Raw genomic sequence first — 22,239 nt, 5'->3', positions numbered from 1 at the left:
GGACGCGTCGTCAACTCCTTTCGGGGGCGGCTGCTTTGACCTCGCCCTTCCGGTGGACGCGTTTCGCCAGCAGGCCGCCCAGGAATCCGGTGACCAGTCCCCACAGCACGGCGAACCCGAGCGCGGTCCACACCTGGGGTTTCAGGAAGAGTTCGCCCTGCAGGCCGCCGCCGATGTCGCCGATGCCGACGATCGACAGGCCGTAGTGCGCCGAGATCCGGACGACGAGACAGATCATCAGCACCGTGAGCACGAGCGCGACCGCCATGTGCACGGCGTGCTGCCAGGCCCGCATCCGAGCCGGTGAGCGCGCCGCCATCAGGAACGCGGCCGCGAGGAGCAGCACCGCGTCGACAACCACCAGCCACCACACTCTGCCGTCGTGCTCGGCGAGCGTGTGGAGGTTGAGCGTGGAGACGTCCGGGGTGCGCAGCACCTCGTCGAGCAGATGCGGCATCGGCAGCCCGAAGGGCCCGTCCACCCGGCCGTTCCAGGTGGCGCCCAAGCCGATCGTGAGGCTGAGCCAGACGAGGTTCGGGAGCCCCAGGAGGATCAGGGCGAACGTCGCGGAGGCGTGCCCGCGGGTCGCCGCCACCACCAGCGCGATGACCACGCCCAGGGCGACGTACGTGAGCAGCAGCGCGACCATGGCGAAGGCGGCCGGACGCACCGACTCCTGGAACCGCAGCAGCCGCGCGGGAAGCGGTGCCCCGGGCGAGACCAGCAGGGCGAGGACGAACACGCCCGCCAGCCACAGCACCCCGAAGCCCAGGGTCTGCGGCACGTCGGTCGTGAAGCCCACCTTGGGCGTGGTGCCGAAGAGTTCACCAATGTCGGCGATGGTCCCGTTCCCCAGGGAGATCTCGAAGTTCTGGCGGGCGAACAGCGCGATGCCGACAAGGGCCAGCGCCCACAGGACGCCGAACCGGGCGGCCCATCCGGCCAGTTCGGCGGCGCCGGCGACGGCCCGGTGCCGCAACGGCCGCAGGAAACCGGCCGCGATCACCAGGGCTCCGGCCAGCGTGACCGACAGTGGAATCACCGTCAGACCCGCCTGGGTCTCGGCGATGACTCCGGCGGCACCCGCGAACTCGACAGTGCCGCCGACCGCCGTCACGACGGTGGCCGCGACGACCCGCGGGAACGCGTTGTCGGGAAGGTCCGTGGCACCCGCCGCCCACAATCCGAGTGCGGCGACCACCCCCATGACGATCAGTCCGGCCAGCACGGCCACGACGGCCTGGACCCAGCCGTGGCGGGCGGCAGTCCGCGCACCGTTGCGGGCAACTGCCTGGTCGGACGGTGTTCGCCGGCTCACGCTGCCACGCTAAGCAGCGCGGAGGCGGTCCGCCCCTCGGGAGGTCCGACCGCGTCAGCTTGCGGGCAGTACCTGATCGGAGCACACAATAGGTTCGTTATGGAAGAAAGCGGCACAAAATGCGCGAAGTGCCGCGGGATCCCTACACCGGGAAGAAGAGCTCGTGAGCGTCGAACCGCCGCCCTCAGGCCGACCCACCGGACCGCCTTCGGGCCCCCTGTCGGGTCCTTCCGAGCCGACCCCGACCCAGCCGGACGGCCGCGCACCCACGGAACCGCCTGGCGGTGCGGGCGGTGGCGGCGGCTCGGGTGGCGGTGGTCCGGGCGGCCCGGACGAGTCGGGCAAGGGGCCGGAGCGGCACTGGTGGAAGTCGGCGCCCCGCATCGCGCTGATATCCGGTGCCGTCGCGGCCGCGGTGATCCTGGGTCTCGTCTTCAGCAACAGCAACTCCGGCGGCGGGAAGAACACCGCCGGCGAGGTCTTCCTCCAGGCCGCGGGGACGTCCGGCCCCGACCCCTACACCGAGTCGTCGGCGAACGACAGTTCCGGCGCGCCCGAGACCCCCACGGTGTCGACCGGGTCGGAAGCCGCCAACGTGACACGTGGCGTGGACGGTTCCGCGCCCGGCCTCTACAGCGGCACCCGCAACGTCTCCAGCTGCAACGTGGAGAAGCAGATCAGCTCCTTGCAGGCGGACCCGGCGAAGAACAGGGCGTTCGCCTCGGTGCAGGGCATCCAGCCGTCCGGGGTCCCGGCGTATCTGCGCTCGCTCACCCCGGTACAGCTGCGGGTGGACACCCGCGTCACCAATCACGGCTACCGCAACGGCGCCTCCACCAGCTACCAGTCGGTCTTCCAGGCGGGCACCTCCGTCCTCGTCGACTCCCGAGGCGTGCCCCGCGTTCGGTGCGCGTGCGGCAACCCGGTGGCGGAGCCGGTCCAGCAGAAGACCACGCCCAAGCCGACCGGCGACTCGTGGCCGTCGTACCGGCCACAGAACGTCGTGGTCGTCGCGCCCTCGGTCACGGTCATCAACGTGTTCATCATCTTCGACCCCCACCACGACGAGTGGATCGCCCGGCGCAAGGGCGACAACGTCCACCACGATCAGAAGACGCATCGGCCGCCGCGCTCGCCCTTCCCGTCGGTGAGTGTCTCCTCCCCGACGCCGAGTTCGCCGTCGCCGAAGTCCCCGTCGCCGAAGTCCCCGTCGCCGTGCGCCTCTTCGCCGGGCGGCGCGAGCAAGTGCCCTCCGACCTCTCCGTCTCCGGCATCCTCGTCGCCTTCGTCGACGTCGAAGTCCCCGTCGTCCGAGTCCTCGTCGCCCTCGTCGACCTCGAAGTCCCCGTCGTCCGAGTCCTCGTCACCTTCGTCGACCTCGAAGTCCCCGTCTGAGCCGTCGGCATCCGAGTCCCCGTCCACCAAGTCCCCGTCCACGGAGCCTCCGACGACGCCCACGTCGGAGCCGGCGTCCGGCTCCGCTTCCGCCGATCGCACGGCGGAGTCCTCGTCCGCGCAGACGGAGTCCGCGCCGGCGCCCTCCTCCGCCCCGCCCAACAGCGCCCCGGAAGAACCGCCCGAGAATTCCCAGGCCCCTGAGGAGTCGTCGGTCCAGTGAGTAACACCGGTACCACGGCCACGCGGACTTCCTGCGCGAACGGACCGACGGCCGAGTGGGGGCAGTAGGGGCGGATCGTCCCTAGGGGCGCCAACGGAGCGTCGCGATCTCGCTCGGGACCGACCAGCTGTCGTACCTCCCCCGCCCCCCGGATTCCACCGAGAGCGGAACGTCGATCCCTTCCCGTGCAGCTCAGCGCTTCTAGGCTGAAGGGGTGAGCAACCAAGCGCCGAACGAAGCCCGTGTCATCCCGCTGCGCCCGGCGGCCACGCCGCGTCCGGCCCCGGCCCGGGCGGACGCCCCGGCACGAGCACCTCAGCGGCCCCGGCCGGTTCTCGCGCCCAGGCAGACGCCACCGGCCCCCGCGGGCAAGGAGCCGCTGTGGCGCGACCTCGTGGGCGACGTTCTGCGACGCGAGCGGCTCGCCCAGGAGCGCACGCTCAAGGATGTGGCCGACGCGGCGCGGATCTCCATGCCGTACCTCTCCGAGCTGGAGCGCGGCCGCAAGGAGGCTTCCTCCGAAGTCCTCGCGGCCGCCGCTCGCGCCCTCGGCCTCGGCCTCACCGACCTGCTGTCGCTGGCCCAGGACGAGCTCACCCGGGCCGGAGCGGGCCGAGGGCGCACCACGACGGCGACCTCGACGACCGCGACGAGGCTGACGACAACGACCTCCCGCTACGACGGGATGTGCCTGGCCGCCTGACCGGCCCGCGATGGTCCGACGCCTGTCGCGCGGTGGTCCAACGCACGTCGCGCGGCCCCGGGTGTCAGACCATCGCGAGCCGCCGACTCAGCACGTCGTCGGCGAGCCCGTACGCCACGGCCTCCTGCGCGGTGAACACCTTGTCGCGGTCCATGTCCGCGCGCAGCGTGGCGATGTCGTGGTGCGTGTGCCGGGAGAGAACCTCCTCGACCTGGGAGCGGATGCGGAGCATCTCCTTGGCCTGCAGGGTGAGGTCCGAGACGGTGCCCTGCCGTCCGCCGCTCGCCGGCTGGCCGAGCAGCACGCGCGCGTGCTCCAGCACGAACCGCCGCCCGGGATCGCCCCCGGCCAGCAGCACCGCCGCCGTCGAGGCCGCCTGCCCGACGCAGAACGTCGAGATCGGCGCCTGGACGAAGGTCATCGTGTCGTAGATCGCCATGAGTGAAGTGAAGGAGCCGCCCGGCGAGTTGATGTAGATCGCGATCTCGCTCTCCGGGCTCGACGACTCCAGATGGAGGAGTTGCGCGATGACGACGTTGGCGACCCCGTCGTCGATCTCCGTACCGAGAAAGATGATCCGCTCGGACAGCAGCCGGCTGAAGACGTCGTAGGACCGCTCGCCCTGCGGGGTCCGCTCGACGACGTTCGGAATCGTGTATGTACCCATTTCAGAGCCCCATCCGTCGCCGTGACGCGGCCGGGCGGACGTCGTCGAGCGACTCGACGACCCGGTCCACCATGCCGTACTCCTTGGCCTGTTCGGCCGTGAACCAGCGGTCCCGGTCGCCGTCCCGGGAGATCGTCTCCTCGCTCTGACCGGTGTGCTCCGCGGTGATCCGCTCGATGGCCTTCTTCGTGAACTCCAGGTTCTGAGCCTGGATTTCGATGTCCGCGGTGGTGCCGCCGATTCCGGCCGACGGCTGGTGCATCATGATCCGCGCGTTGGGAAGCGCGAAACGCTTCCCGTGCGTGCCCACACTGAGCAGGAACTGGCCCATGCTCGCCGCGAATCCCATGGCGAGCGTCGAGACGTCGTTAGGGATCAGCCGCATCGTGTCGTAGATCGCGAGGCCGGCGGTCACCGATCCGCCCGGGCTGTTGATGTACAGGCTGATGTCGGTCCGTGCGTCCTCCGCAGACAGCAGGAGCAGTTGTGCGCAGACCCGGTTCGCGGAGACCTCGTCGACCTGCGTGCCGAGGAAGACGATCCGCTGCGCGAGGAGCTGCGCGGCCAGATGGTCGTCGAAGCGTGAGGGAGGGGTGTCGCCCTCCTCGGCCCGCGGCGCGCGGGCCGGGTCCCAGCCGGTGATGAGTGGAGTCATCGTTCCTCCTTGTCGAGACGCGGCTGCCGTTGCCGCGTTCTCCACTCTCGGCCCGAACGCGCCCGTGGATCAGTTTTCTCTGCCCGCGGCAGATTCGCCGAGGGCAGAGGACGCATGCGCATGGCTCGCCCCGGTCGACCCACCGATCTGTTCGAATACGGTATGAGTATCTTCGTACGCGCACGATTCGACGCCCACGACCAACGGCGGGCGGAGTTCGAGGAATTGGCACTCGCCCTGCAGGAGCAGGTGAAGGAGGAGCCGGGGACTCTCACCTACCGCTGGTTCTCCGCCGGTGCCGGCAGCTATCTGGTCATCGAGGAGTACACCGACGACGAGGCGGTCGCCGTCCACCAGGAGCGCTCGGCGGAACTGCTGGAACGGGCAGGGCAGTTCGCGGACCTGGTGTACGCGGAGATCCACGGCACCGTCGGACCCGAAATCCGTGCCTGGGCCGAGGCACGTCCTCAAGTGACCGTGTTCCCGGACTTCCCCGGTCACGGCGGCACCGAGAGCTGAAGCACACGCGCGGGGCCATGGCCCCGCGCGCTCATCGGCGCCTACCTGACCGGGCCCCGCGCGGCGGGCTGATGAACTGCGGCTCCAGAGCGACCGGAGGCTCGGCGATGCCCGGTCCGCCGACCTCCGCCCAGCGCAGCACCTCGTCCAAGCAGTCGTCGTCCATGGCGAAGCCGATCCAGGTGGCCCGGCCGCCGGCCCGGCGCCCCGTACCGGACGGCTGCACGACGAGGACGTTCGCCTGGTCGCAGGGGCCGAGACAGTCGGTCGTCCGCACGACGAAGCGACCACCGGACGCGTCGGCACCGGCTCGTAGCCGCTCCAACTGCCAGGTGTGGTCGGTTCCGGGGTGCTTGCGCGGGTTGCCGCAGCAGCAGCCCCGGCAGACGACCAGGGTGCAGGGCCGGGAACCGGCGGCGCCGATCGCGGTCGTGCGAAGGCTCTGAGGCGTGGCGCCGGTCACGGGGATGCGGGTCCTCTCAAACGGGGCGCCGTTCGCCGGAGTACGGAGTTCTCACGGACGGCGCGGATGATCACCGTACGAGACGCCTCGCGGGCGGTGTTGATCACCCCCGGCCGGTGCTCTCAGCCGGCAGCGCGAAGCTCCCGGAAGAAGGCCCGCACATCCGCGATCAGCAGATCCGGCTCCTCCATCGCCGCGAAGTGGCCGCCCCGGTCGAATTCGGTCCACCGGACGATGTTGTCGGTGCGCTCGGCGATGTGCCGGAGCAGTACGAAGTTCTCTCGGGGAAAGACGGCGAGGGCGGTCGGGGTGGTCGACAGCTCGGACGGCTTGCCCCAATAGTCCGCGTGGGCTCGCTCGTAGTAGATGCGGCCGGACGAACCGGCCGTGCCGGTCAGCCAATACAGCATCACGTTGGTCAGCAGGAGATCACGGTCGACGGCGTCCTCGGGGCGGTCTCGTGAGTCCGTCCACTGCTTGAACTTCTCGGCGATCCAGGCGAGTTGGCCGACCGGCGAGTCGGTGAGGGCATACGCGAGGGTCTGCGGCCGGGTCGACTGGATATCGGCGTACCCCTGTTCGTCGCGGCTCCACTCCTGGGCCCGCCGCCACGAGGCCAGCGTGCGCTCACGCTCGTCGGCGCTCAACGCGGCCAGCTCTTCGGGGGTCGGTTCGGTGGTCGCGTAGGAACCGGGCAGCAGATTCAGATGGGCGCCGATGACGCGCTCGGGATGGGCCCGGCCCAGCTCACGCGAGACGGCCGCGCCCCAGTCCCCGCCCTGGACCCCGTACCGCTGATAACCGAGACGTTTCATCAGCGCGGCGAACGCGGCGGCCACCCGGGTGAATTCCCAGCCGGTGTCCCGTGTCGGCCCGGAGAGCCCGAATCCGGGAATGCTCGGGACGACCAGATGAAACGCGTCCGACGGGTCGCCGCCGTGTGCACGCGGATCGGTCAATGGCCCCACGACGTCGGTGAATTCGACGATCGAGCCGGGCCAGCCGTGCGTGATGAGCAGGGGAGTCGCATCCGGTTCCGGCGACCGGATGTGCGCGAAATGAATACGCGCGCCGTCGATCTCGGTCGTGAACTGTGGCCATTCGTTGAGCCGCGCCTCCGCGGCACGCCAGTCGTACTCGTGCCGCCAATACCGTACGAGCTCCCGCAGATAATCCCGCGGAATCCCGTACGCCCAGCCCACTCCCGGAAGTTCGTCGGGCCAGCGGGTTCGGTCGAGGCGCTGATGGAGGTCGTCCAGGTCGCTCTGGGGGAAGTCGATACGGAAGGGATGGATGCCGGGGGTGATGTCCGTGGAAGTCATATACGCGGATGCTAGCTCCGCACGGGACGGCGACCGCAGTGGATTTCGGGCGCCCGGCGGGCGCGTCCGGAGCCGTGAGCTGCACGTTACCCGCTGGTAGAAGCCACGGGGACTGCACCCTTGCGGTGGTATCAGGACGGTGCGGGCGCCACCGATGAGTTTTCGGACGAGGATCAGTCGACAGAGGTGACGACGTTTCCCGCCCGAGGAGGTACGTATGCCCGCCGACGGATTCACCACGTGTCTGTGGTTCGACGGCCAGGCCGAAGAGGCCGCGCACTACTACGTCTCGATCTTCAAGAACTCCAAGCTCGGCAGGATCGGCCGCTATACGGAGGCCGGGCCCGGGCCCGCCGGCTCCGTCCTGGTCGCCGAGTTCGTGGCCAACGGACAGAAGTTCGTCGCCCTGAACGGAGGACCCCAGTTCACGTTCGACGAGGCCATCTCGTTCCAGATCCACTGCGACGATCAGGAAGAGGTGGACCACTACTGGAACAAGTTCATCGAGGACGGCGGCGAGGCAGGACCCTGCGGCTGGCTCAAGGACAAGTTCGGCCTGTCCTGGCAGGTCGTCCCGAGCAGGCTCATCGACCTGATCAGCGACCCGGACCCGGAGAAGGCGGCCCGCACGACCCAGGCGATGCTCCAGATGTCCAAGCTGGACATCACGGAACTGGAGAAGGTGTACGCGGGCGAGTAGCGGGTCGGCCGGACGGGCCGCACGCCACGAGCCGTACGTGGTCTGCGGCCCGCCCTTGTGCGGGTCAGGCGAGTTGGCCGCCGTGCAGCGCCGTGTACGCGGCGCCGCGCCGCAGCAGTTCCTCGTGCGAGCCGATCTCCTGAATGGCCCCGTCCCGCATCACGACGATGCGGTCCGCGCCCCGGATCGTGGACAGCCGGTGCGCCACGACGAACGTGGTGCGGCCGCGCAGCAGCCGGGCCAGCGCCTGCTGGACGAGGGCCTCGGAGTGCGTGTCCAGGGCGGAGGTGGCCTCGTCGAGGATGAGCACCCGGGGGTTGCGGATCAGCGCCCGCGCGATGGCGAGCCGCTGGCGCTGACCCCCGGAGAGCCGCGCCCCGTGCTCCCCGACCACGGTGTCGAGACCCTGCGGCAGCCGGTCCACGAACTCCAGTGCGTTGGCGTCGCGCAGTGCTTCCCGCACCACGGCGTCGCCGGCGTCGTCCATGCCGTACGCGACGTTCTCCCTGACCGTGCCGTCGAAGAGGATCGATTCCTGCGGCACGACGGAGACGAAACGCCGGTACGTGCGCAGGTCCAGGGTGTTCATGTCGGTCCCGTCGAGCAGCAGCCGGCCCGACGTCGGACGGATGAAGCCGATGACGAGATTGAGCACCGTGGACTTCCCCGCCCCCGAGGCGCCGACGAGGGCGATGGTCTCGCCGGGGGAGACGGACAGCGTGAAGTCCCGTACGGCGGGCCTGCTTTGCTCGTACGGCGGACCGTCACCTTCGACGTACGTATGCCCGACACCCTCGAAGGTGACCGCACCGCGCACCGAGGCGACCTCCGCCTTGCCCTCGTTGTCCTCCAGTTCGGGCGCTTGGAGCACCTCGCCGACCGACCGCACCGACTCCAGGCCCTTGGAGATGACCGGGGCCAGACCCGCGAGCGTCGTCGTGGAGTTGGTGAGGGTGGCCAGGAAGGCGCTGAGCATGACGACGTCGCCGGGTGTCACACCCCAGTAGCCGTAGTACGACACCAGCGCCGCGCCGGTCAGGAACAGCACGCCGACGACGTTGAGGAACACCCAGGCCAGCGACGCGAACCGCCCGTTGAGCAGGTCGAGGCGCAGCCCGGAGCGGAGCACCTGCCGCAGCGTGCCGTCCATGCGGCGCAGCGCCTTGCCCTCCAGGCCGTGTGCCCGGGTGACCGGGATGAGCCGGGTCATCTCGCTCACCCGCGACGACAGATGCTCCACTTCGAGCCGGAAGTGCTCGTTCTGGGAGCGCAGCCGGGTACGAAGCCGGGCCACGAGCAGGGCCGCGACCGGTACGACACACAGGAAGACGGGCACGAACTCGGGTGTGCGGACGGCGATGACGACCAGTCCGCCCGTGAGCACGGTGAGCGCGCCGAGCCCGGTCTCGGCGGTCTGCTGCACCATCTGCTCCACGGTCTCCACGTCGCGGATCACCTTGGCCTGCAGCACGCCCGCGCTGACCCGCGAGTGATAGCCGATGGAGAGCTGCTGCATACGGGTGCACAGCGCGGAGCGCAGATCGGTGCCCATGCGGCGCACGCTGCCGTACAGCAGCCGGACGTACAGCAGATGCAGCGGGATGTTGACCAGCAGGATGAACAGGATGACCCCGGCGCTCAGCCACACCCGGCCGACCGGCAGGTGCTGGACGACGGTGTCGATGATGGACGCGGTGATCAGCGGCAGCAGCCACACCGGGCTGTGCTTCACGGTGAAGACGAGGAACGCCGCGGCCAGCCGTCCGCGGTCGGCGCGGAACAGATAGGCAAGGGTGCGTATCGGGTGCTCGCCCCGATAGCGATGGTCGAGCGGTTTCTCGGACGACGCCATCGGCGATGGTCCTCCTGGTTGCCGAGTATTGGGCAAGCGCTTTCTGCCCTCCGTGGGCCTGAGTACACCCGCGACGAGGTCGTCGTTTCGGCCGGTCCGATCGTGGTCGTAGGGCCGAAGTCCGGACCCTGCCACAGCGGTCGCTGATGACGGCGGACGCCATCGGTCCGGCCGTCGTGACCGTGATCGGCGCACGCCCCGCCGTCGACGCCGGAGTTACGCCGCTCGCGGTGGTCATCCTGGCGGTGGTCACCGGTGAAGTCGTACGTGCTGTGCTGTGCGGGCAGTTCCCGCCGCTGCCGCTGCGCGAGGAGGTCTGCGCGACCGCCGCCCTGGCGTCGGTCGGTGTCCGCGACGTCGCCGCCGCGGCCGGCGTCTCGGTCGGCACGGTCACGTACCACTTCGGCAGTGTCCAGGAGATCCTGTCCGAGGCGATGGTGCTGCACATCGAGCGCTCCTACGCCGCGCTCAGCGAGGCCGCCGAACAGGCCATCAGCGGCGCCGAGGCGCTGCGGCTGCTCGTCGACGCGCTGTTCACCGAGGACACCGACCGGCACTGGCGGATGTGGTTCGACTACTGGAACGCGGGCGACCAGGACCCGGACCAGGCCTTCGCCCGCGGCCAGGCACAGCGGTACGAGGCCTGGCACACCCAGATCCGGGAACTCGCCCAACGAGGCGTCGACGACGGCGAGTTCACCTGTGCCGACCTCGACGGCTTCACGGTCCGCTTCGCCGCCCTCGCCGACGGCCTCGCCCTGCAACGGCTGCGCCAGGCACCTCCGCTGAGCACGGAGGACGCCCGCCGCCACCTCAACCGGCTGATCGAGACGGAACTCGGGCGGAGACCCTAGTGCACCTCCGCGGCGATCGTCCGGGTGATCTCCCGGGTGATGCGCACGATCCCGGGCGAGCGGACCGGGCACGGCTTCGGCGTGGACGTGGTGGGCGCCAGGCAGAAGTGCAGATAGTCGTCGTCGCGGTGCAGGGCGGTGCGGTCGCGGCCCGGCTGGGTGCAGTACCCGGCATGGTCGTGCTCGTACGAGGTGCACGGCAGGTACTGCGCCCAGGTGTAGCGGGCCGACGCGGGGCTCACGGTCCGGCCGGCGTCGGCGACGAGCTCGCCGGAGGTGTCGGCACGCTTCTCGTACAGCGCGTTCACCCGCCGGACCCGGTCGGGAGTGATCGGGTCCGGCCCCTGCAGCACCCACACGACCTTCGGGGGCCGAGCGCCTCCCGCCCGCGCGATCTGATCGGTCAGCCGTTCCGCGTCCGCCGCGTAGCGCGAGAAGTACGTGTCCCGGTTCGCGTCGTAGGTGATTCCGTCCATGCAGGGCGTGTAGCCCCACGAGTTGCCCCAGAACTGCAGCACCACGAAGTCGGGCCGCAGCAAGCGCACCAGCGCGGCCGCCTTGTCCGCGGTCGGCACGAGCGACCGCTCCCCGGTGCCTTCCAGGTAGTCGCACAGGGTTGTCCCGGAGTAGGGGGCGCTCGTGTAGTGCGCGTGCAACTCGTCCCGCAGGGACTGCCCGAGCACCTTCTGGTTCTCCATGGCGAGCGAGTCCCCGAGATACAGCACGGTGGGGGTCCTCGCCGGAGTACGGGGGGAGGCGGCCGCCCGCTGACGCGTGGTCGAGGACGGTGACCGGGAGGCACCGGGCTCCGCCGGCGCGGGCGGAGCCGCTTCAGGGCCCGACGCCGGATCCCCGCAGCCGCCGAGCAGCAGCCCGGCCAGCAACACCCCCACGAACCACGGCCTTCGCATGACGCAACTCCCGCCCCGCCCACCGAAAGGGTTCCCCAGGCAAGCACAGCCGGGCACAAGGGGGAAGACATCCGTCGGCCATGGGGCGACGCTCACTCCTGCTCGCAGCCGCCCGCCAAGAGTTCCAGCAGGTCCGCGAGTGGCAGGGGCTTGGCCAGGTGGGCGTCGAACCCGGCCGCCCGGGACTGCCCGTGGTCGGAGCCCTGGCTGAACCCGGAAACGGCGATGAGGCGCAACTTGTCGCCGTGCGGGCGGGAGCGCACCTCGCGGGCGACCGTGTAGCCGTCGATATCCGGCAGCCCCAGGTCGCACAGGACGACGTCGAAGAGGTGGGACGCGGTGGCCGTGAGGGCGTCCGTGCCGGTGTGCACCGCCGTGACGTGGTGCCCCTGCCGCTCCAGCAGGGTGCGGTAGGTCGTGGCCAGGTCGGTGTTGTCCTCGACGATCAGGATGGCCAGCTGCCGTGGCGCGGGGCGGGCGGGCCTCGCGGGGCGCGGCTCCGGAGTGTCGGACAGGGCGAGCGGAAGCAGCGCGGTGAACGAGGCGCCGGTCCCCGGTCCGTCGCTGTGCGCGGTGATCCGGCCGCCGTGGAGTTCGACGATCGTCCGGGCCACCGCGAGCCCCAGGCCGAGACCCTCGGGGGTGCTGGGGCCCGCCGGAGCCGCCCGCATGAAGACCCCGAACAGCTCCTCGGACTGACCCGGTTCGAAACCGATCCCGTCGTCCTCGACGAAGAGGCGCGCCTGTCCGTTCTCCGTCGACAGCCACACCCGCGTACGGCCGCCCGGCAGCGTGTACTTGAGCGCGTTGGACAGCAGGTTGGTCAGCACCTGGGCCAGCCGCAGCCGGTCCCCGTGCACAAGCACCGGACCGGCGGGCAGATCGACGTCGAGCGTGCGGCCCTCGTGCGCGAAGAGGCCGCGGATGTCCGTGCAGGCGCCGTGCACGACGGAGCACAGGTCCGTCCGCTCGCGCACCAGCTCCAGCCGCCCGGTCACCGCCCGTGTCCCGTCGAGCAGATCGTTGCTCATCCGCACCAGCGTGCCCAGCTGCCGTTCCAGGACCGACAGCGCCGGATGGCCCTCCGGCAGATCGAACGCGAGCAGTTCGGTGGCCGCGGTGGCCGCGGCGAGCGGATTGCGCAACTCGTGCGAGAGGGTGGCGATGAACCGGTCCTTGGCCTGCTGCTCCTCCTTCAACGTCCGCCCCGCAGCGTCGAGTTCGGCGTTGGCGCGGCTGAGCTGCTCATTGACCTCGCGGATCTCCCGGGCACGGACGAAGAGATCGATCTCCATGCCCTCGGCACGCATCTGCGCCTCGGCGACGGCACGCTCCTGCTCGCGCCCGACCCTTCGAAGATGGACGAAGTCGGTGACGTCCTCGACCCGGTGAATGATGTGCGTCACCCGGCCGTCGCCGTCCACCACCGGTGTGTTGACCGGGCTCCAGTACCGCTCGACGAACGCGCCCGCCTCGCCCGTGGGTATGTCGTAGCGCTGCAAGGCCATCGTGTCCGTACGGCCGGTGTCCACCACGGTCTGCAGCGAGCGGCGCAGGTTCGCCACCCCGTCCGCCGAGGGGTCGTCCGGGTTGTCGGGGAACACGTCGAAGATGGGGCGCCCGACGATGCTCCGCTCGGTGCGCGTGGCCGTCAGATACGCGCGGTTGACCTCCACGATCGTGAAGTCGGGCGCGAGGACGAGCAGCGGGGAGAGCGTCGCGTCGAACAGGCTCCGGAAGTCCGGGGCGGGAAGCGGGATGCTCGCGGACATGGCGGCCCTCAGGGATCGAGTCGGTAGCCGAAGCCGCGCACCGTGGTGATCCGCGGTGCGGGCCTGGGGAGTCCGGAGAGCTTGCCGCGCAGCCGGTAGACGTGTTCGACGACGGTCGCGGGCTGCTGCCAGGACGCTCCCCAGATCTGCTCGAGCAGCTGCTCGGCGGAGAAGACCCGGCCGGGGGAGCGGGCCAGCAGCTCCAACAGGGCGTACTCCTTGGGCCGCAGCGTCAGCGGGATGCCCGCGACGGTGGCCTGATGCGCCGCCGTGTCGACGCGCAGCGCCCCGACCTCCAGGACGACCGGTACGTCGGGAGGCTGGGAACGGCGCAGCACCGCACGGATTCTGGCGACGAGTTCGCGCTGAGAGAAGGGTTTGACCAGGTAGTCGTCCGCGCCGATCTCCAGGCCCGCCACTCGGTCCGCCTCACCGCCGCGCCCGGATACGACGATCACCGGGAGGCGGCTGGTGGAGCGCAGGGCGCGCAGCAGTTCCAGGCCACTGCCGTCCGGCAGCCCCAGATCGAGGACGACCAGGTCGATGCCGCCGTCGTACATGGCGGCCTTGCCGGCCCGGGCGTCGATCGCCCAGCTGACGGTGAACCCCGCACGCTCGAGATAGGTACGGCACATCAGTGCGAAATCCGGATCGTCTTCTATCAGCGCGAGGTGAGGACGCATCCCGCACCACCCGGCCCAGCTGCCGCCGCCACCACGTTGTTTCGCTGGTGAGCGGGCGTTGATGCCCCGACCATGTGGCGAAGGTAGAACAGAAACGGCCCACGGTTCAAGGGGGAGCCGTCCGGGGGGAGTTCCGGCGCGGGCTCGTGCGGTGCGGGGATGGAGCACCACCGCACGGACCCGTGCCGGGACGCGCAGGCAGTCACCTCCCGGTGCACCGTGACCAGGCCGCGTACGGCACGAGACGTGCCCGCGCGCCGCCCACAGAACGGAACCGGACAGCTTGAGCGAGCACGCCCTGGAGCGGATCAACGGCGTCTCCTGGCCACTGCCCAGCGACCACGCCCACCTCTACGCGGGAGCCGGTCTGCTGCTCGTCGAACTGCGCGGCGACATCGACCTGGCCGCCGTCCTCCACGTGCACCCGTGGCTGGACTCGGTCGCGGCCCTGCCCGCCCGGCTGCACATCGTGGACCTGCGCCCCACGACGTTCATCGACAGCACTGGCCTGGGCATGGTGCTGCGCTTCCGCGAGCGGGTGACGTGTACCGAGATGGACTTCGGCCTGCTCTGTACGCGCCGCGCCCACCGGCTGCTTCGCGCGCACGGCACGTGGGACGTGCTCTGCCCTGCGGCCACACTGGGCGAAGTCCTCGCCGGGCAGCACCGGCGGAGCGCCCGCTGACCGGCGTCACGTCGGGTGCCGGCGGCGGATGCGGGCGGCCATCACCGCCACATCGTCCTCCGCGTGACGGGCGTCGAGCTTGAGGAGGACCTCGTCGAGCTGCGCTTCGACGGCCGCCCCCGGCGGCAGCCGCAGCCCGGCCAGCCGGGCGAGCGACTCGTCGATGTCCTCGCTGCGGCGCTCCACCAGACCGTCGGTGAACATGAACAGGGTGTCGTCGGGCGCGAGCGCGCGGGTGGCCGGCTCGTAGCCGCCGATCCCGGTGCCCAGCGGGGGACCGACCGGCAGGTCCAGCAGTTCACCGGTGCCGTCCCCGGCGAAGACCACCGGAGGCAGGTGCCCGGCCGCGGCGATCGCCGCCGTGCCGCGTGCCGGGTCGACCTGGACGAGCAGACAGGTGGCCGGACGCCGGATGCCGTCCTCGGCGACCGCGGCGTCCAGGCGGCGCAGCACCCGGTGCGGCGGCAGATCCGTGGAGGCGACATAGCGCAGCATCGAGCGGTACGCGTTCATGTCCACCGCCGCGTCCAGACCGTGCCCCATGACGTCGCCCACGACCAGCAGGGTGCGCCCGAAGTGCAGCCGTACGGTCTCGAACCAGTCGCCGCCCACCAGAGTGCTGCCCCCGGCCGGCAGATAGCGGGTGGCCAGATCGAGGTTGGGATGCGGTCGGCCCGGTTCCGCCAGCAGTGCCCGCTGGAGGCTGAGGACCGTGCTGCGCACGGCGTTGTGCTGGCGCGCATGGCCGAGATGGACGGCGGCGAGACGTGCCGCGTAGTGCGTGCCGGTGGTCTCCGCGTCGGTGAACGCCGGCCCCTGCCGGACGGCCAGCAGCACCCCGTACAGGCGCCCGTGCGCGAGCAGCGGCACCGTCATGACCCGCCGCGGGACCAGGCCGGACAGATCGATCGAGGCGGTGATCGGATGCCCCTCGTCCAGCGCCCGGACGGACAGCGGCCGCGAGCCGTGCGGGGTCCACGGGGTCAGCAGGTCGGTGCTGCCCGCCATGGCGACACGGGAGAGGTCCGGATCGGGCGTCTGCTGGGCGGCCGGGACGTCCGCGGGCAGCAGATCCACCGCCGCGGCGTCGCTGAAGTGCCGGCACGCGAAAGCGGCGAGCTCGCTGCACGTGGTCCGCTCGTCCAAAGTGGTGCCGATCGACTCGACGGCGTCGTCCATCGCACCGAGCGGCGTCGGCATGCCCTCGGAGTCCTCACCGCCTCGGCCCGTCATGACACCTCCACCGCCATACACGCCTGGGTCCATCCACGCACGCGGGCGGCGGGCCCGCATGCTCAAGTCCGTGGCGGAAGGTCGTTCACCAGGACGGCCGCCCCGTCGAAACGGCCCGCCTCGAGGTCCTTGAGGGCTTGCTGCGCCTCGGAGAGCGGGTACCTGTGCGTGGTGGCGCGTACACCGTGCCGGGCCGCGAGCGCCAGGAAGTTCCGGCCGTCCTCGCGCGTATTGGAGGTGACGCTGCGCAGCTCCTTCTCGTAGAACAGCTCGCTCTCGTAGCGCAGCGGCGGGGTGTCGCTCAGGTGGATCCCCGCGACCGACAGGACCCCGCCCCGGTCCAGTGCCCGCAGCGCGACCGGGACCAGGTCACCGACCGGCGCGAACAGGATCGCGCTGTCCAGCGGCTCGGGTGGCTCGTCGTACGCCCCGCGGGCGGACGCGGCGCCGAGGTCGAGCGCCAGCCGCCGGGCGGCCGGGTCGCGGGTCAGTACGTGCACGGTGGCGCGCTGCGCGACGGCGAGCTGGGCGCACAGGTGGGCGCTGCCGCCGAAGCCGTACAGCCCGAGACGCCCGCCCGGCGGCAGCGAGGCCCTCAGCAGCGCGCGGTAGCCGATGATGCCTGCGCACAGCAGCGGTGCCAGGGCGATGTCGTCCACGTCGTCGGGCAGCCGGTAGGCGTAGGCGGCCGGGACGGTCGTGTACTCCGCGTAGCCGCCGTCGGCGTCCCAGCCGGTGTACACGGACGCCGGGCAGAGATTCTCCGAGCCGCGCAGGCAGTATCGGCACGTGCCGTCCGTACGGCGCAGCCAGGCGACGCCCACCCGGTCGCCGAGGGCGAAGCCGCTCACGTCGTCGCCCGTCCCCGCGACCACGCCTACGACCTCGTGCCCCGGTGTCACCCCCGGCCGGTGCACGGGGAGGTCGCCCTCGGCGACATGCAGATCGGTACGGCACACCCCGCACGCGCGGACGTGCACGAGGAGCTCGTCGGACCCCGGCGTCGGCACCGGCTTCTCGACGAAGCGCAGCGGATCTCCGCCGATCGGCCCGGGCCGGGCCACTTCCCATGCCCTCATCATCCAGTGCCCCGTCCTGTCGACGACCACCTGTGCCCGATCTCCAGTGTCGTGCAACGTGTCGGGCTCGGCGCGCGGCCCGGGCGAAGGCTGGCTAGCGTGAAATGCGCAACCGTTCATCGAACCGGAGAAGGTCGACGTCATGGCCGTACAGCCTGAAGGAACGCCCTGTTGGGCGGACGCGATGTTCAGCGATGTCGAGGGGGCCAAGAGTTTCTACGGTGACGTACTGGGCTGGACTTTCGGCGAATCGTCCTCCGAGTACGGCAACTACACACAGGCGTACGCGAACGGCAAGGCGGTGGCCGCCGTCGTCCCGCCGATGACCGGGCAGGAAGGCCAGTCCGCCTGGTGCCTGTACTTCGCCTCGCCCGACGCCGCGGCGACCGCCACGAAGATCAAGGACAACGGCGGTGAGGTGCTGATGGAGCCGATGCAGGTCGGCGATTTCGGCACCATGGCGCTGGCCCGCGACCCCAGCGGCGCCGTCTTCGGCGTCTGGCAGGCGGGCACGCACGAGGGCTTCGAGGCGACGGCCGTGCCCGGCGCGTACGCCTGGGCCGAGGTCTTCACCCGCGAGCCCGAGAAGTCCGACGCGTTCTTCCCCGCAGTCTTTCCGTTCAGCGCCAAGCAGATCGAGGACGATGCCGTCGACTTCCGGATCTTCAGCCTGGGAGACGACGCGGTCCTGGGCCGGATGAAGATGACGGACGACTTCCCGCTCGAGGTACCGCCGTACGTCAACGTGTACTTCACCGTCGACAACTGCGACGCGGCGGTGGCGAAGGCGACGGAGCGCGGCGGCATCCTGCGCTTCGGGCCCATGGACAGCCCGTTCGGCAGGTTCGCGGCACTGAGCGACCCGCAGGGCGCGTCGTTCTCCGTCATCGACATGACGGCGGCCCAGGGGGACATGCCCAAGATGACCGACGTGTCCTGACCCATTCTTTCGCGAGAGCAACCGCGTGGATGCGGTACTCGTCCCTTCTTGTGGCCGCGGCACCCCAGGGTGGCCGGATCCCTCACAAGGACGGCGAGCGAAAGAGACCGCATGCTTCGCATTCACTTCACCTCGCACGATCTGCAGAACATTCGCGTGGCCCGGCAACCCGACCCGCTGTGGGAACTGATCTGCAGCGTCTGCCGGTTGGAAACCGGGCAGGGACCCCTCGACTTCGGGCACTGGCGGCGCGCGGCCCACGACCGACTGTCCAAGGACGAGCTCGCGGGCCGCGCGTTACGCCCGCTGCGGGCACTGATCCCCGCGGCCGGCTACATCCCGGACTTCCTCACACCGCCCGTGACGGGCGGCGGCCTGTCGGCCGGCCTCGACCAGCTGCGGCGCACTCCCCGCGCACGGCTGGTCCGGGAGCTGACGCGGCTGGCCGAGTCGCGCCCCGTGCCGAACTGGACGACCTCGCTGGGCCGGCCCGGCAGCGACGCGCTCGAGTCCCTGGCGGGCGCCCTCGGGATCTACTTCCGCGCCCTGCTGGAACCGTACTGGCCGCACATCCGCACGGCGGTCGGCAACGATGTCGACCTGCGCTCCCGCGCCCTCCTCGACGGCGGCACCCGGGCGCTCCTCGACGGCCTGCGCCCGCTGGCCCGCTGGAGAGCCCCCGTGCTCGAAGTGGATTACCCCACCGAGCGCGACCTGCACCTGGAAGGCCGCGGCCTGCTCCTCGTCCCGTCGTTCTTCTGCTGGCGCCGGCCGACCGCGCTGGCGGACCCCGGCCTCGATCCGGTGCTCGTCTACCCGGTCGAGAAGGCGCCCCTCGCCGTCGCGCACGGCACGGACGACGGCGTCGAACGTCTACTGGGCCGCACCAGGGCCGCCGTACTGACGCAGGTGGCGAGCCGCACCGCCCGCACCACCTCCGAAGTCGCCCTGGCCGTGGGGATCGCGATGCCCAGCGCCAGCTACCAGATCGGCGTCCTGCGCGACGGGGGACTCGTCACCAGCCACCGCGACGGCAAGTACGTCCTGCACGTGGCCACTCCTCTGGGCCTGCGACTCCTGGGCGCGGGCAGTTTCTCCGGGGTCCGGTGAACCTGCGGCTGGGTCCGGCGAGCCCGCGGCTGAATCCGGTGAACCCGCGGCGCCAGGACCCGGTCGGAGCGTGGCATGATCGGGGCCATGCCTGAACGCGTTGTGGCCGCCTGTGACGGGGCTTCGAAAGGAAACCCGGGACCCGCCGGATGGGCCTGGGTCATCGCCGACGGGGCGGAGACCCCCACCCGCTGGGAGGCCGGCCCGCTGGGCACGGCGACCAACAACGTCGCCGAACTCACCGCGCTGGAACGGCTGTTGACGGCGATCGCGCCGGACGTGCCGCTGGAGATCCGGATGGACTCCCAGTACGCGATGAAGGCCGTCACGACCTGGCTGCCCGGCTGGAAGCGCAAGGGCTGGAAGACGGCCGCCGGAAAGCCCGTCGCCAACCAGGAGCTGGTCGCCCGCATCGACGAGCTCCTCGACGGCCGCACCGTGGAGTTCCGCTACGTTCCCGCGCACCAGGTGGACGGCGACCGCCTCAACGACTTCGCCGACCGCGCCGCGAGCCAGGCGGCCACCGTCCAGCAGCCCGCGGGCAGCGACCTCGGTTCTCCGGAGCCGCCGTCCTCGCCGGACACCCCGGCGCCCGCCCGCCGCCGCACCTCCGCGAAGACGCCCCGACAAGGCACGTCGACCCGCACGATCAAGGCCAAGTTCCCTGGTCGCTGCGTCTGCGGCCGCTCCTACGCCGCGGGCGAGCCCATCGCCAAGAACGACCAGGGGTGGGGGCACCCGGAGTGCCGTACCGCAGAGACGAGCAACGCGTAGGCGTCGTTCGCGTCAGGAGACGTCAGGAGACGTCCGCAGAGACGCGCTGACGGCCAGGTCGTCGTCGAGCTTCGCGACGACCTGCGCGGCAAGCGCGGCGGGGAAGTTCCGGGCCGTCCACCGCTCGACGAGGCCCAGGAATCCTGCCAGCGCGCTCCGCACGGAGTCGAGCAGCACCGGAAGCTCGCTCAAGGGCATTTCGATCGGCAGGTCGGCCGGGCGTTCCGCGTCCGGCCACAGCCGGACGAGCGCCCCGGAGTGCTCGACGCCCGGCGCGGGGTCGTGGCCGAGCCAGGGCGTTTCGCCCTCCAGCAGACCCAGCCAGTCCCGCCAGTTCTCCAGACCGAAGCAGCACCCCGGCGACACGGTGACTCCGGTGGCGGCGTCCCTGAGCCGCAAGCCGCCCGGAGCGACGACGGATTCGACCGACACCAGGCGGCGCAGCATCGCGAGGCCGTTCGCGGGCCCGGGGTCATGACGCTTGCGCTGCGTCTTGTTGTAGCCGGCCAGGACCGCCATCGCGGTACCGACCTCGAGCGGCGACAGGTCTCCGGAGAGGACGAGCAATCGGTCCGCGGGCGGGGCGGCGGTGGGCCACAGCGTGAAGTCGGCGGCTTCGTAGGTCTCCAGTACGGCGTCCATGATCAGCACGCCTCTCATCGTGCCGATCGGCGCGCATGAGCGCCGCTCTTTTTCCGCGGACCCCCCCGGAGACCCCTCGCGAGGAACCTCCGGGACCGCAACCGGCCCTGATCAGGCGGCGTCGAACGTGTAGTACGCGGTGTGATCCAGCAGATCCGCCGGCCGTACGTCGTTCCAGGGCTTCATCGTCTCGTCGAGGTCGACGACGTCGGGGGTACCGGCCGTCGGCAGATAGCCCGAGTCGGGGTGGCGGCGCTGCCAGTCGGCCCACAGCTTGTCTATGTAGGCGTGGTGCAGCCAGAAGACGGGGTCGTTGGGGGAGACGCCGGTGGCCATCTGACCGCCGACCCAGACGTGGACCCGGTTGTGCAGATTGACGCCGCGCCAGCCCTCGAGGTGATTGCGGAAGCCGTCCGAGGCGCTGTTCCACGGCGCCATGTCGTACGTCGCCAGGGCGAGCACGGACTCCACCTCGGCGCGGGTCGGCAGCTCGCGGACGCTGCTGCCGAGCGATCTGCGCAGGTACGTACGGCTGTCCACGCGCACGTTGATCGGCCAGTTGCCCGACGAGGCCGCGAACGGGCCGTCCATCACCCGGCCGTCCAGGCTGCGCCCGGTGCCGCCGAGGAAGTCGGGCGCCCAGAGCGACGAGCGCGTCGAGCGGTCGGTGCTCCAGTCCCAGTACGGCAGCGCGACGGAGGAGTCGACGGACTGCAGTGCCTGCTCGAACTCGATGAGGAATCTGCGGTGCCAGGGCAGGAACGACGGTGAACGGTGGCCCGTTCGCTCGCCGTTGTCCGTGTCACCCATGATGAAGGCGTTGTGCGTCGTGACGAAGGCGTCGTAGCGGCCACTGCGCTTGAGCTGCACGAGCGCGTCGACGAAACGCCGCCTCTCGTCGGCGGTCAGGCTCGCCTGGTTCTTGCGTACGGTCATGTGCGGGACTCCACGATCTGCTTGCGGTTGGGTCAGTTGGCGTTGAAGTTGAAGGGGACGAGCGGGGCCCCTTGCAGCTCGACGACCGCGGCGCGGGCGGCGGCGCGCGGGGTGGGCACGGGGGCGTAGTGGCTGACGACGCTGATCCAGCTGCCGTCGGCGTTCTGCATCACGTGCAGCTCCGCGCCGTCGACGAACACGGCGTAGCCGGCGCCGTGGTGATGACCGCCTCCGCCGGCGGGGCGGCCTTCTATGCGGCGGCCCCGGTAGACCTCGTCGAAGGCTTCAGGCCCGCCGTGGTGGTGTTCGCCGGCCGACACCCCCGGTGCGGCGGACACAGAGGGTGCGGTGACGGTCTGGGTACCGGCCACGGCGACCAGTGCGGCCGCGGCCCCGAGGGCGCGGCGACGAGTGAGTTCCGGCATGCGAAGACCTCCTGCGATCAGTTCTGTTGACGACCCGGTATGCCTATCGGGTCGTCGAAGACCGGGAGAAATCGCCGAATGTCGGTTGGCTGTGATCCGGACAATTAAGTAAATGTCGTGCAAGGTTGAACGAAGATGATCTTGCTGTCGAAGGTGCCCGCGACCTACCGGAACGTGGAATTCCTCCTGCCGGGCGACCCGCTGTGGATGATCTTGCTGAGGTGGCCCGCGACGAGTGGCGCGGCTCACGCCCGCAAAGTGACGTGAACTCCGGGGTGGCACCCCAACTGCATCTGGCTCGGTACGACCAAGGCCTTCGACTCCTTCACCTTGGACCGCGAGTTGCCCGCACGGTGCAGGCCCGCTCCCACCGGTGGT

Annotated in this window: 24 protein-coding genes; 10 read left to right on the top strand and 14 right to left on the bottom strand. The window is 70.7% G+C overall.

Annotated elements, in window-relative coordinates; all coding sequences use genetic code 11:
* Positions 1–10: 10 nt before the first annotated feature.
* Entirely contained in the window at positions 11–1,318 is a 1,308-nt protein-coding gene (locus AB5J53_RS02380) for a streptophobe family protein (RefSeq protein WP_369243986.1), read from the bottom strand.
* 163 nt (positions 1,319–1,481) lie between these two features.
* Between AB5J53_RS02380 and AB5J53_RS02375 the strand changes: the two genes are divergently transcribed.
* The gene (locus AB5J53_RS02375; protein WP_369243985.1) at positions 1,482–2,936 is read left to right on the top strand and encodes a DUF6777 domain-containing protein; all 1,455 of its coding nucleotides are present in this window, start codon (positions 1,482–1,484) and stop codon (positions 2,934–2,936) included.
* Between the two features lie 214 nt (positions 2,937–3,150).
* Complete coding sequence (locus tag AB5J53_RS02370; RefSeq protein WP_369243984.1) at positions 3,151–3,639, top strand: helix-turn-helix domain-containing protein; 489 nt, start codon at positions 3,151–3,153, stop codon at positions 3,637–3,639.
* Positions 3,640–3,703: 64 nt separating this feature from the next.
* Here the strand turns inward: AB5J53_RS02370 and AB5J53_RS02365 are convergent, their stop codons facing one another.
* Both AB5J53_RS02365 and AB5J53_RS02360 read right to left on the bottom strand, forming a co-directional pair.
* Positions 3,704–4,306 carry a ClpP family protease gene (locus AB5J53_RS02365; RefSeq protein ID WP_369243983.1) on the bottom strand — a complete coding sequence of 201 codons (603 nt, stop codon included), beginning with the start codon at positions 4,304–4,306 and terminating at the stop codon, positions 3,704–3,706.
* 1 nt (position 4,307) lies between these two features.
* The gene (locus AB5J53_RS02360) at positions 4,308–4,961 is read right to left on the bottom strand and encodes an ATP-dependent Clp protease proteolytic subunit (RefSeq protein ID WP_362019592.1); all 654 of its coding nucleotides are present in this window, start codon (positions 4,959–4,961) and stop codon (positions 4,308–4,310) included.
* Between the two features lie 162 nt (positions 4,962–5,123).
* Between AB5J53_RS02360 and AB5J53_RS02355 the strand changes: the two genes are divergently transcribed.
* A complete protein-coding gene (locus tag AB5J53_RS02355) occupies positions 5,124–5,480 on the top strand; it encodes a putative quinol monooxygenase (protein WP_369243982.1) in 357 nt (118 codons plus the stop codon).
* A 31-nt stretch (positions 5,481–5,511) separates the two neighbouring features.
* Here the strand turns inward: AB5J53_RS02355 and AB5J53_RS02350 are convergent, their stop codons facing one another.
* Positions 5,512–5,943, bottom strand: a complete 432-nt coding sequence (locus tag AB5J53_RS02350) for a (2Fe-2S) ferredoxin domain-containing protein (protein ID WP_369243981.1) — start codon at positions 5,941–5,943, stop codon at positions 5,512–5,514.
* Positions 5,944–6,065: 122 nt separating this feature from the next.
* Positions 6,066–7,265: an epoxide hydrolase family protein gene (locus tag AB5J53_RS02345; protein ID WP_369243980.1), complete on the bottom strand. Its 1,200-nt coding sequence runs from the start codon at positions 7,263–7,265 to the stop codon at positions 6,066–6,068.
* Positions 7,266–7,482: 217 nt separating this feature from the next.
* Here AB5J53_RS02345 and AB5J53_RS02340 point away from each other — a divergent pair, with 217 nt between their 5' ends.
* Positions 7,483–7,965 (top strand): VOC family protein, encoded by a 483-nt coding sequence (locus AB5J53_RS02340; RefSeq protein ID WP_369243979.1) that lies wholly within the window; start codon positions 7,483–7,485, stop codon positions 7,963–7,965.
* Between the two features lie 64 nt (positions 7,966–8,029).
* On the opposite strand, the gene AB5J53_RS02335 is transcribed toward AB5J53_RS02340, so the two are convergent.
* Complete coding sequence (locus AB5J53_RS02335; protein ID WP_369243978.1) at positions 8,030–9,817, bottom strand: ABC transporter ATP-binding protein; 1,788 nt, start codon at positions 9,815–9,817, stop codon at positions 8,030–8,032.
* Between the two features lie 146 nt (positions 9,818–9,963).
* Between AB5J53_RS02335 and AB5J53_RS02330 the strand changes: the two genes are divergently transcribed.
* Positions 9,964–10,671 (top strand): TetR family transcriptional regulator C-terminal domain-containing protein, encoded by a 708-nt coding sequence (locus AB5J53_RS02330; protein ID WP_369243977.1) that lies wholly within the window; start codon positions 9,964–9,966, stop codon positions 10,669–10,671.
* Here AB5J53_RS02330 and AB5J53_RS02325 read toward each other — a convergent pair.
* From AB5J53_RS02325 to AB5J53_RS02315, 3 genes are all read right to left on the bottom strand, one after another.
* Entirely contained in the window at positions 10,668–11,582 is a 915-nt protein-coding gene (locus AB5J53_RS02325; protein WP_369243976.1) for an SGNH/GDSL hydrolase family protein, read from the bottom strand. The two genes, AB5J53_RS02330 and AB5J53_RS02325, sit on opposite strands and share 4 nt — an antisense overlap.
* Before the next feature lie 92 nt (positions 11,583–11,674).
* Positions 11,675–13,354 carry an ATP-binding protein gene (locus AB5J53_RS02320; protein ID WP_369243975.1) on the bottom strand — a complete coding sequence of 560 codons (1,680 nt, stop codon included), beginning with the start codon at positions 13,352–13,354 and terminating at the stop codon, positions 11,675–11,677.
* An 8-nt stretch (positions 13,355–13,362) separates the two neighbouring features.
* The gene (locus AB5J53_RS02315; protein WP_369243974.1) at positions 13,363–14,037 is read right to left on the bottom strand and encodes a response regulator transcription factor; all 675 of its coding nucleotides are present in this window, start codon (positions 14,035–14,037) and stop codon (positions 13,363–13,365) included.
* Between the two features lie 283 nt (positions 14,038–14,320).
* On the opposite strand from AB5J53_RS02315, the gene AB5J53_RS02310 reads away from it, so the two are divergent.
* On the top strand, positions 14,321–14,722 hold the full coding sequence (locus AB5J53_RS02310; protein WP_369243973.1) for an STAS domain-containing protein: 402 nt from the start codon (positions 14,321–14,323) through the stop codon (positions 14,720–14,722).
* Positions 14,723–14,728: 6 nt separating this feature from the next.
* On the opposite strand, the gene AB5J53_RS02305 is transcribed toward AB5J53_RS02310, so the two are convergent.
* On the bottom strand, positions 14,729–15,955 hold the full coding sequence (locus AB5J53_RS02305) for a PP2C family protein-serine/threonine phosphatase (RefSeq protein ID WP_369243972.1): 1,227 nt from the start codon (positions 15,953–15,955) through the stop codon (positions 14,729–14,731).
* Between the two features lie 62 nt (positions 15,956–16,017).
* Positions 16,018–17,034, bottom strand: a complete 1,017-nt coding sequence (locus AB5J53_RS02300) for a zinc-binding alcohol dehydrogenase family protein (protein ID WP_369252004.1) — start codon at positions 17,032–17,034, stop codon at positions 16,018–16,020.
* 142 nt (positions 17,035–17,176) lie between these two features.
* On the opposite strand from AB5J53_RS02300, the gene AB5J53_RS02295 reads away from it, so the two are divergent.
* The 3 genes from AB5J53_RS02295 to AB5J53_RS02285 all read left to right on the top strand — a co-directional run bounded on the left by AB5J53_RS02295 (position 17,177) and on the right by AB5J53_RS02285 (position 19,858).
* The gene (locus AB5J53_RS02295) at positions 17,177–17,974 is read left to right on the top strand and encodes a VOC family protein (protein WP_369243971.1); all 798 of its coding nucleotides are present in this window, start codon (positions 17,177–17,179) and stop codon (positions 17,972–17,974) included.
* Positions 17,975–18,085: 111 nt separating this feature from the next.
* Positions 18,086–19,084, top strand: a complete 999-nt coding sequence (locus tag AB5J53_RS02290) for an ArsR/SmtB family transcription factor (protein ID WP_369243970.1) — start codon at positions 18,086–18,088, stop codon at positions 19,082–19,084.
* Between the two features lie 75 nt (positions 19,085–19,159).
* Entirely contained in the window at positions 19,160–19,858 is a 699-nt protein-coding gene (locus AB5J53_RS02285) for a ribonuclease H (protein ID WP_369243969.1), read from the top strand.
* A 12-nt stretch (positions 19,859–19,870) separates the two neighbouring features.
* Here the strand turns inward: AB5J53_RS02285 and AB5J53_RS02280 are convergent, their stop codons facing one another.
* The 3 genes from AB5J53_RS02280 to AB5J53_RS02270 all read right to left on the bottom strand — a co-directional run bounded on the left by AB5J53_RS02280 (position 19,871) and on the right by AB5J53_RS02270 (position 21,861).
* The gene (locus tag AB5J53_RS02280; protein WP_369252002.1) at positions 19,871–20,500 is read right to left on the bottom strand and encodes a hypothetical protein; all 630 of its coding nucleotides are present in this window, start codon (positions 20,498–20,500) and stop codon (positions 19,871–19,873) included.
* 111 nt (positions 20,501–20,611) lie between these two features.
* Positions 20,612–21,436, bottom strand: coding sequence for a tyrosinase family protein (locus tag AB5J53_RS02275; protein WP_369243968.1), 825 nt, complete (start codon positions 21,434–21,436; stop codon positions 20,612–20,614).
* Positions 21,437–21,468: 32 nt separating this feature from the next.
* Complete coding sequence (locus AB5J53_RS02270) at positions 21,469–21,861, bottom strand: tyrosinase cofactor (RefSeq protein ID WP_369243967.1); 393 nt, start codon at positions 21,859–21,861, stop codon at positions 21,469–21,471.
* 135 nt (positions 21,862–21,996) lie between these two features.
* Here AB5J53_RS02270 and AB5J53_RS02265 point away from each other — a divergent pair, with 135 nt between their 5' ends.
* On the top strand, positions 21,997–22,128 hold the full coding sequence (locus tag AB5J53_RS02265) for a hypothetical protein (RefSeq protein WP_369243966.1): 132 nt from the start codon (positions 21,997–21,999) through the stop codon (positions 22,126–22,128).
* The last annotated feature ends 111 nt before the right edge of the window (positions 22,129–22,239 follow it).

It is taken from the genome of Streptomyces sp. R41, assembly GCF_041053055.1.
Lineage (GTDB): Bacteria > Actinomycetota > Actinomycetes > Streptomycetales > Streptomycetaceae > Streptomyces.
The sequence above is the reverse complement of the archived record's forward strand: the minus strand, read 5'-3'. Positions and strand labels throughout refer to the sequence as shown.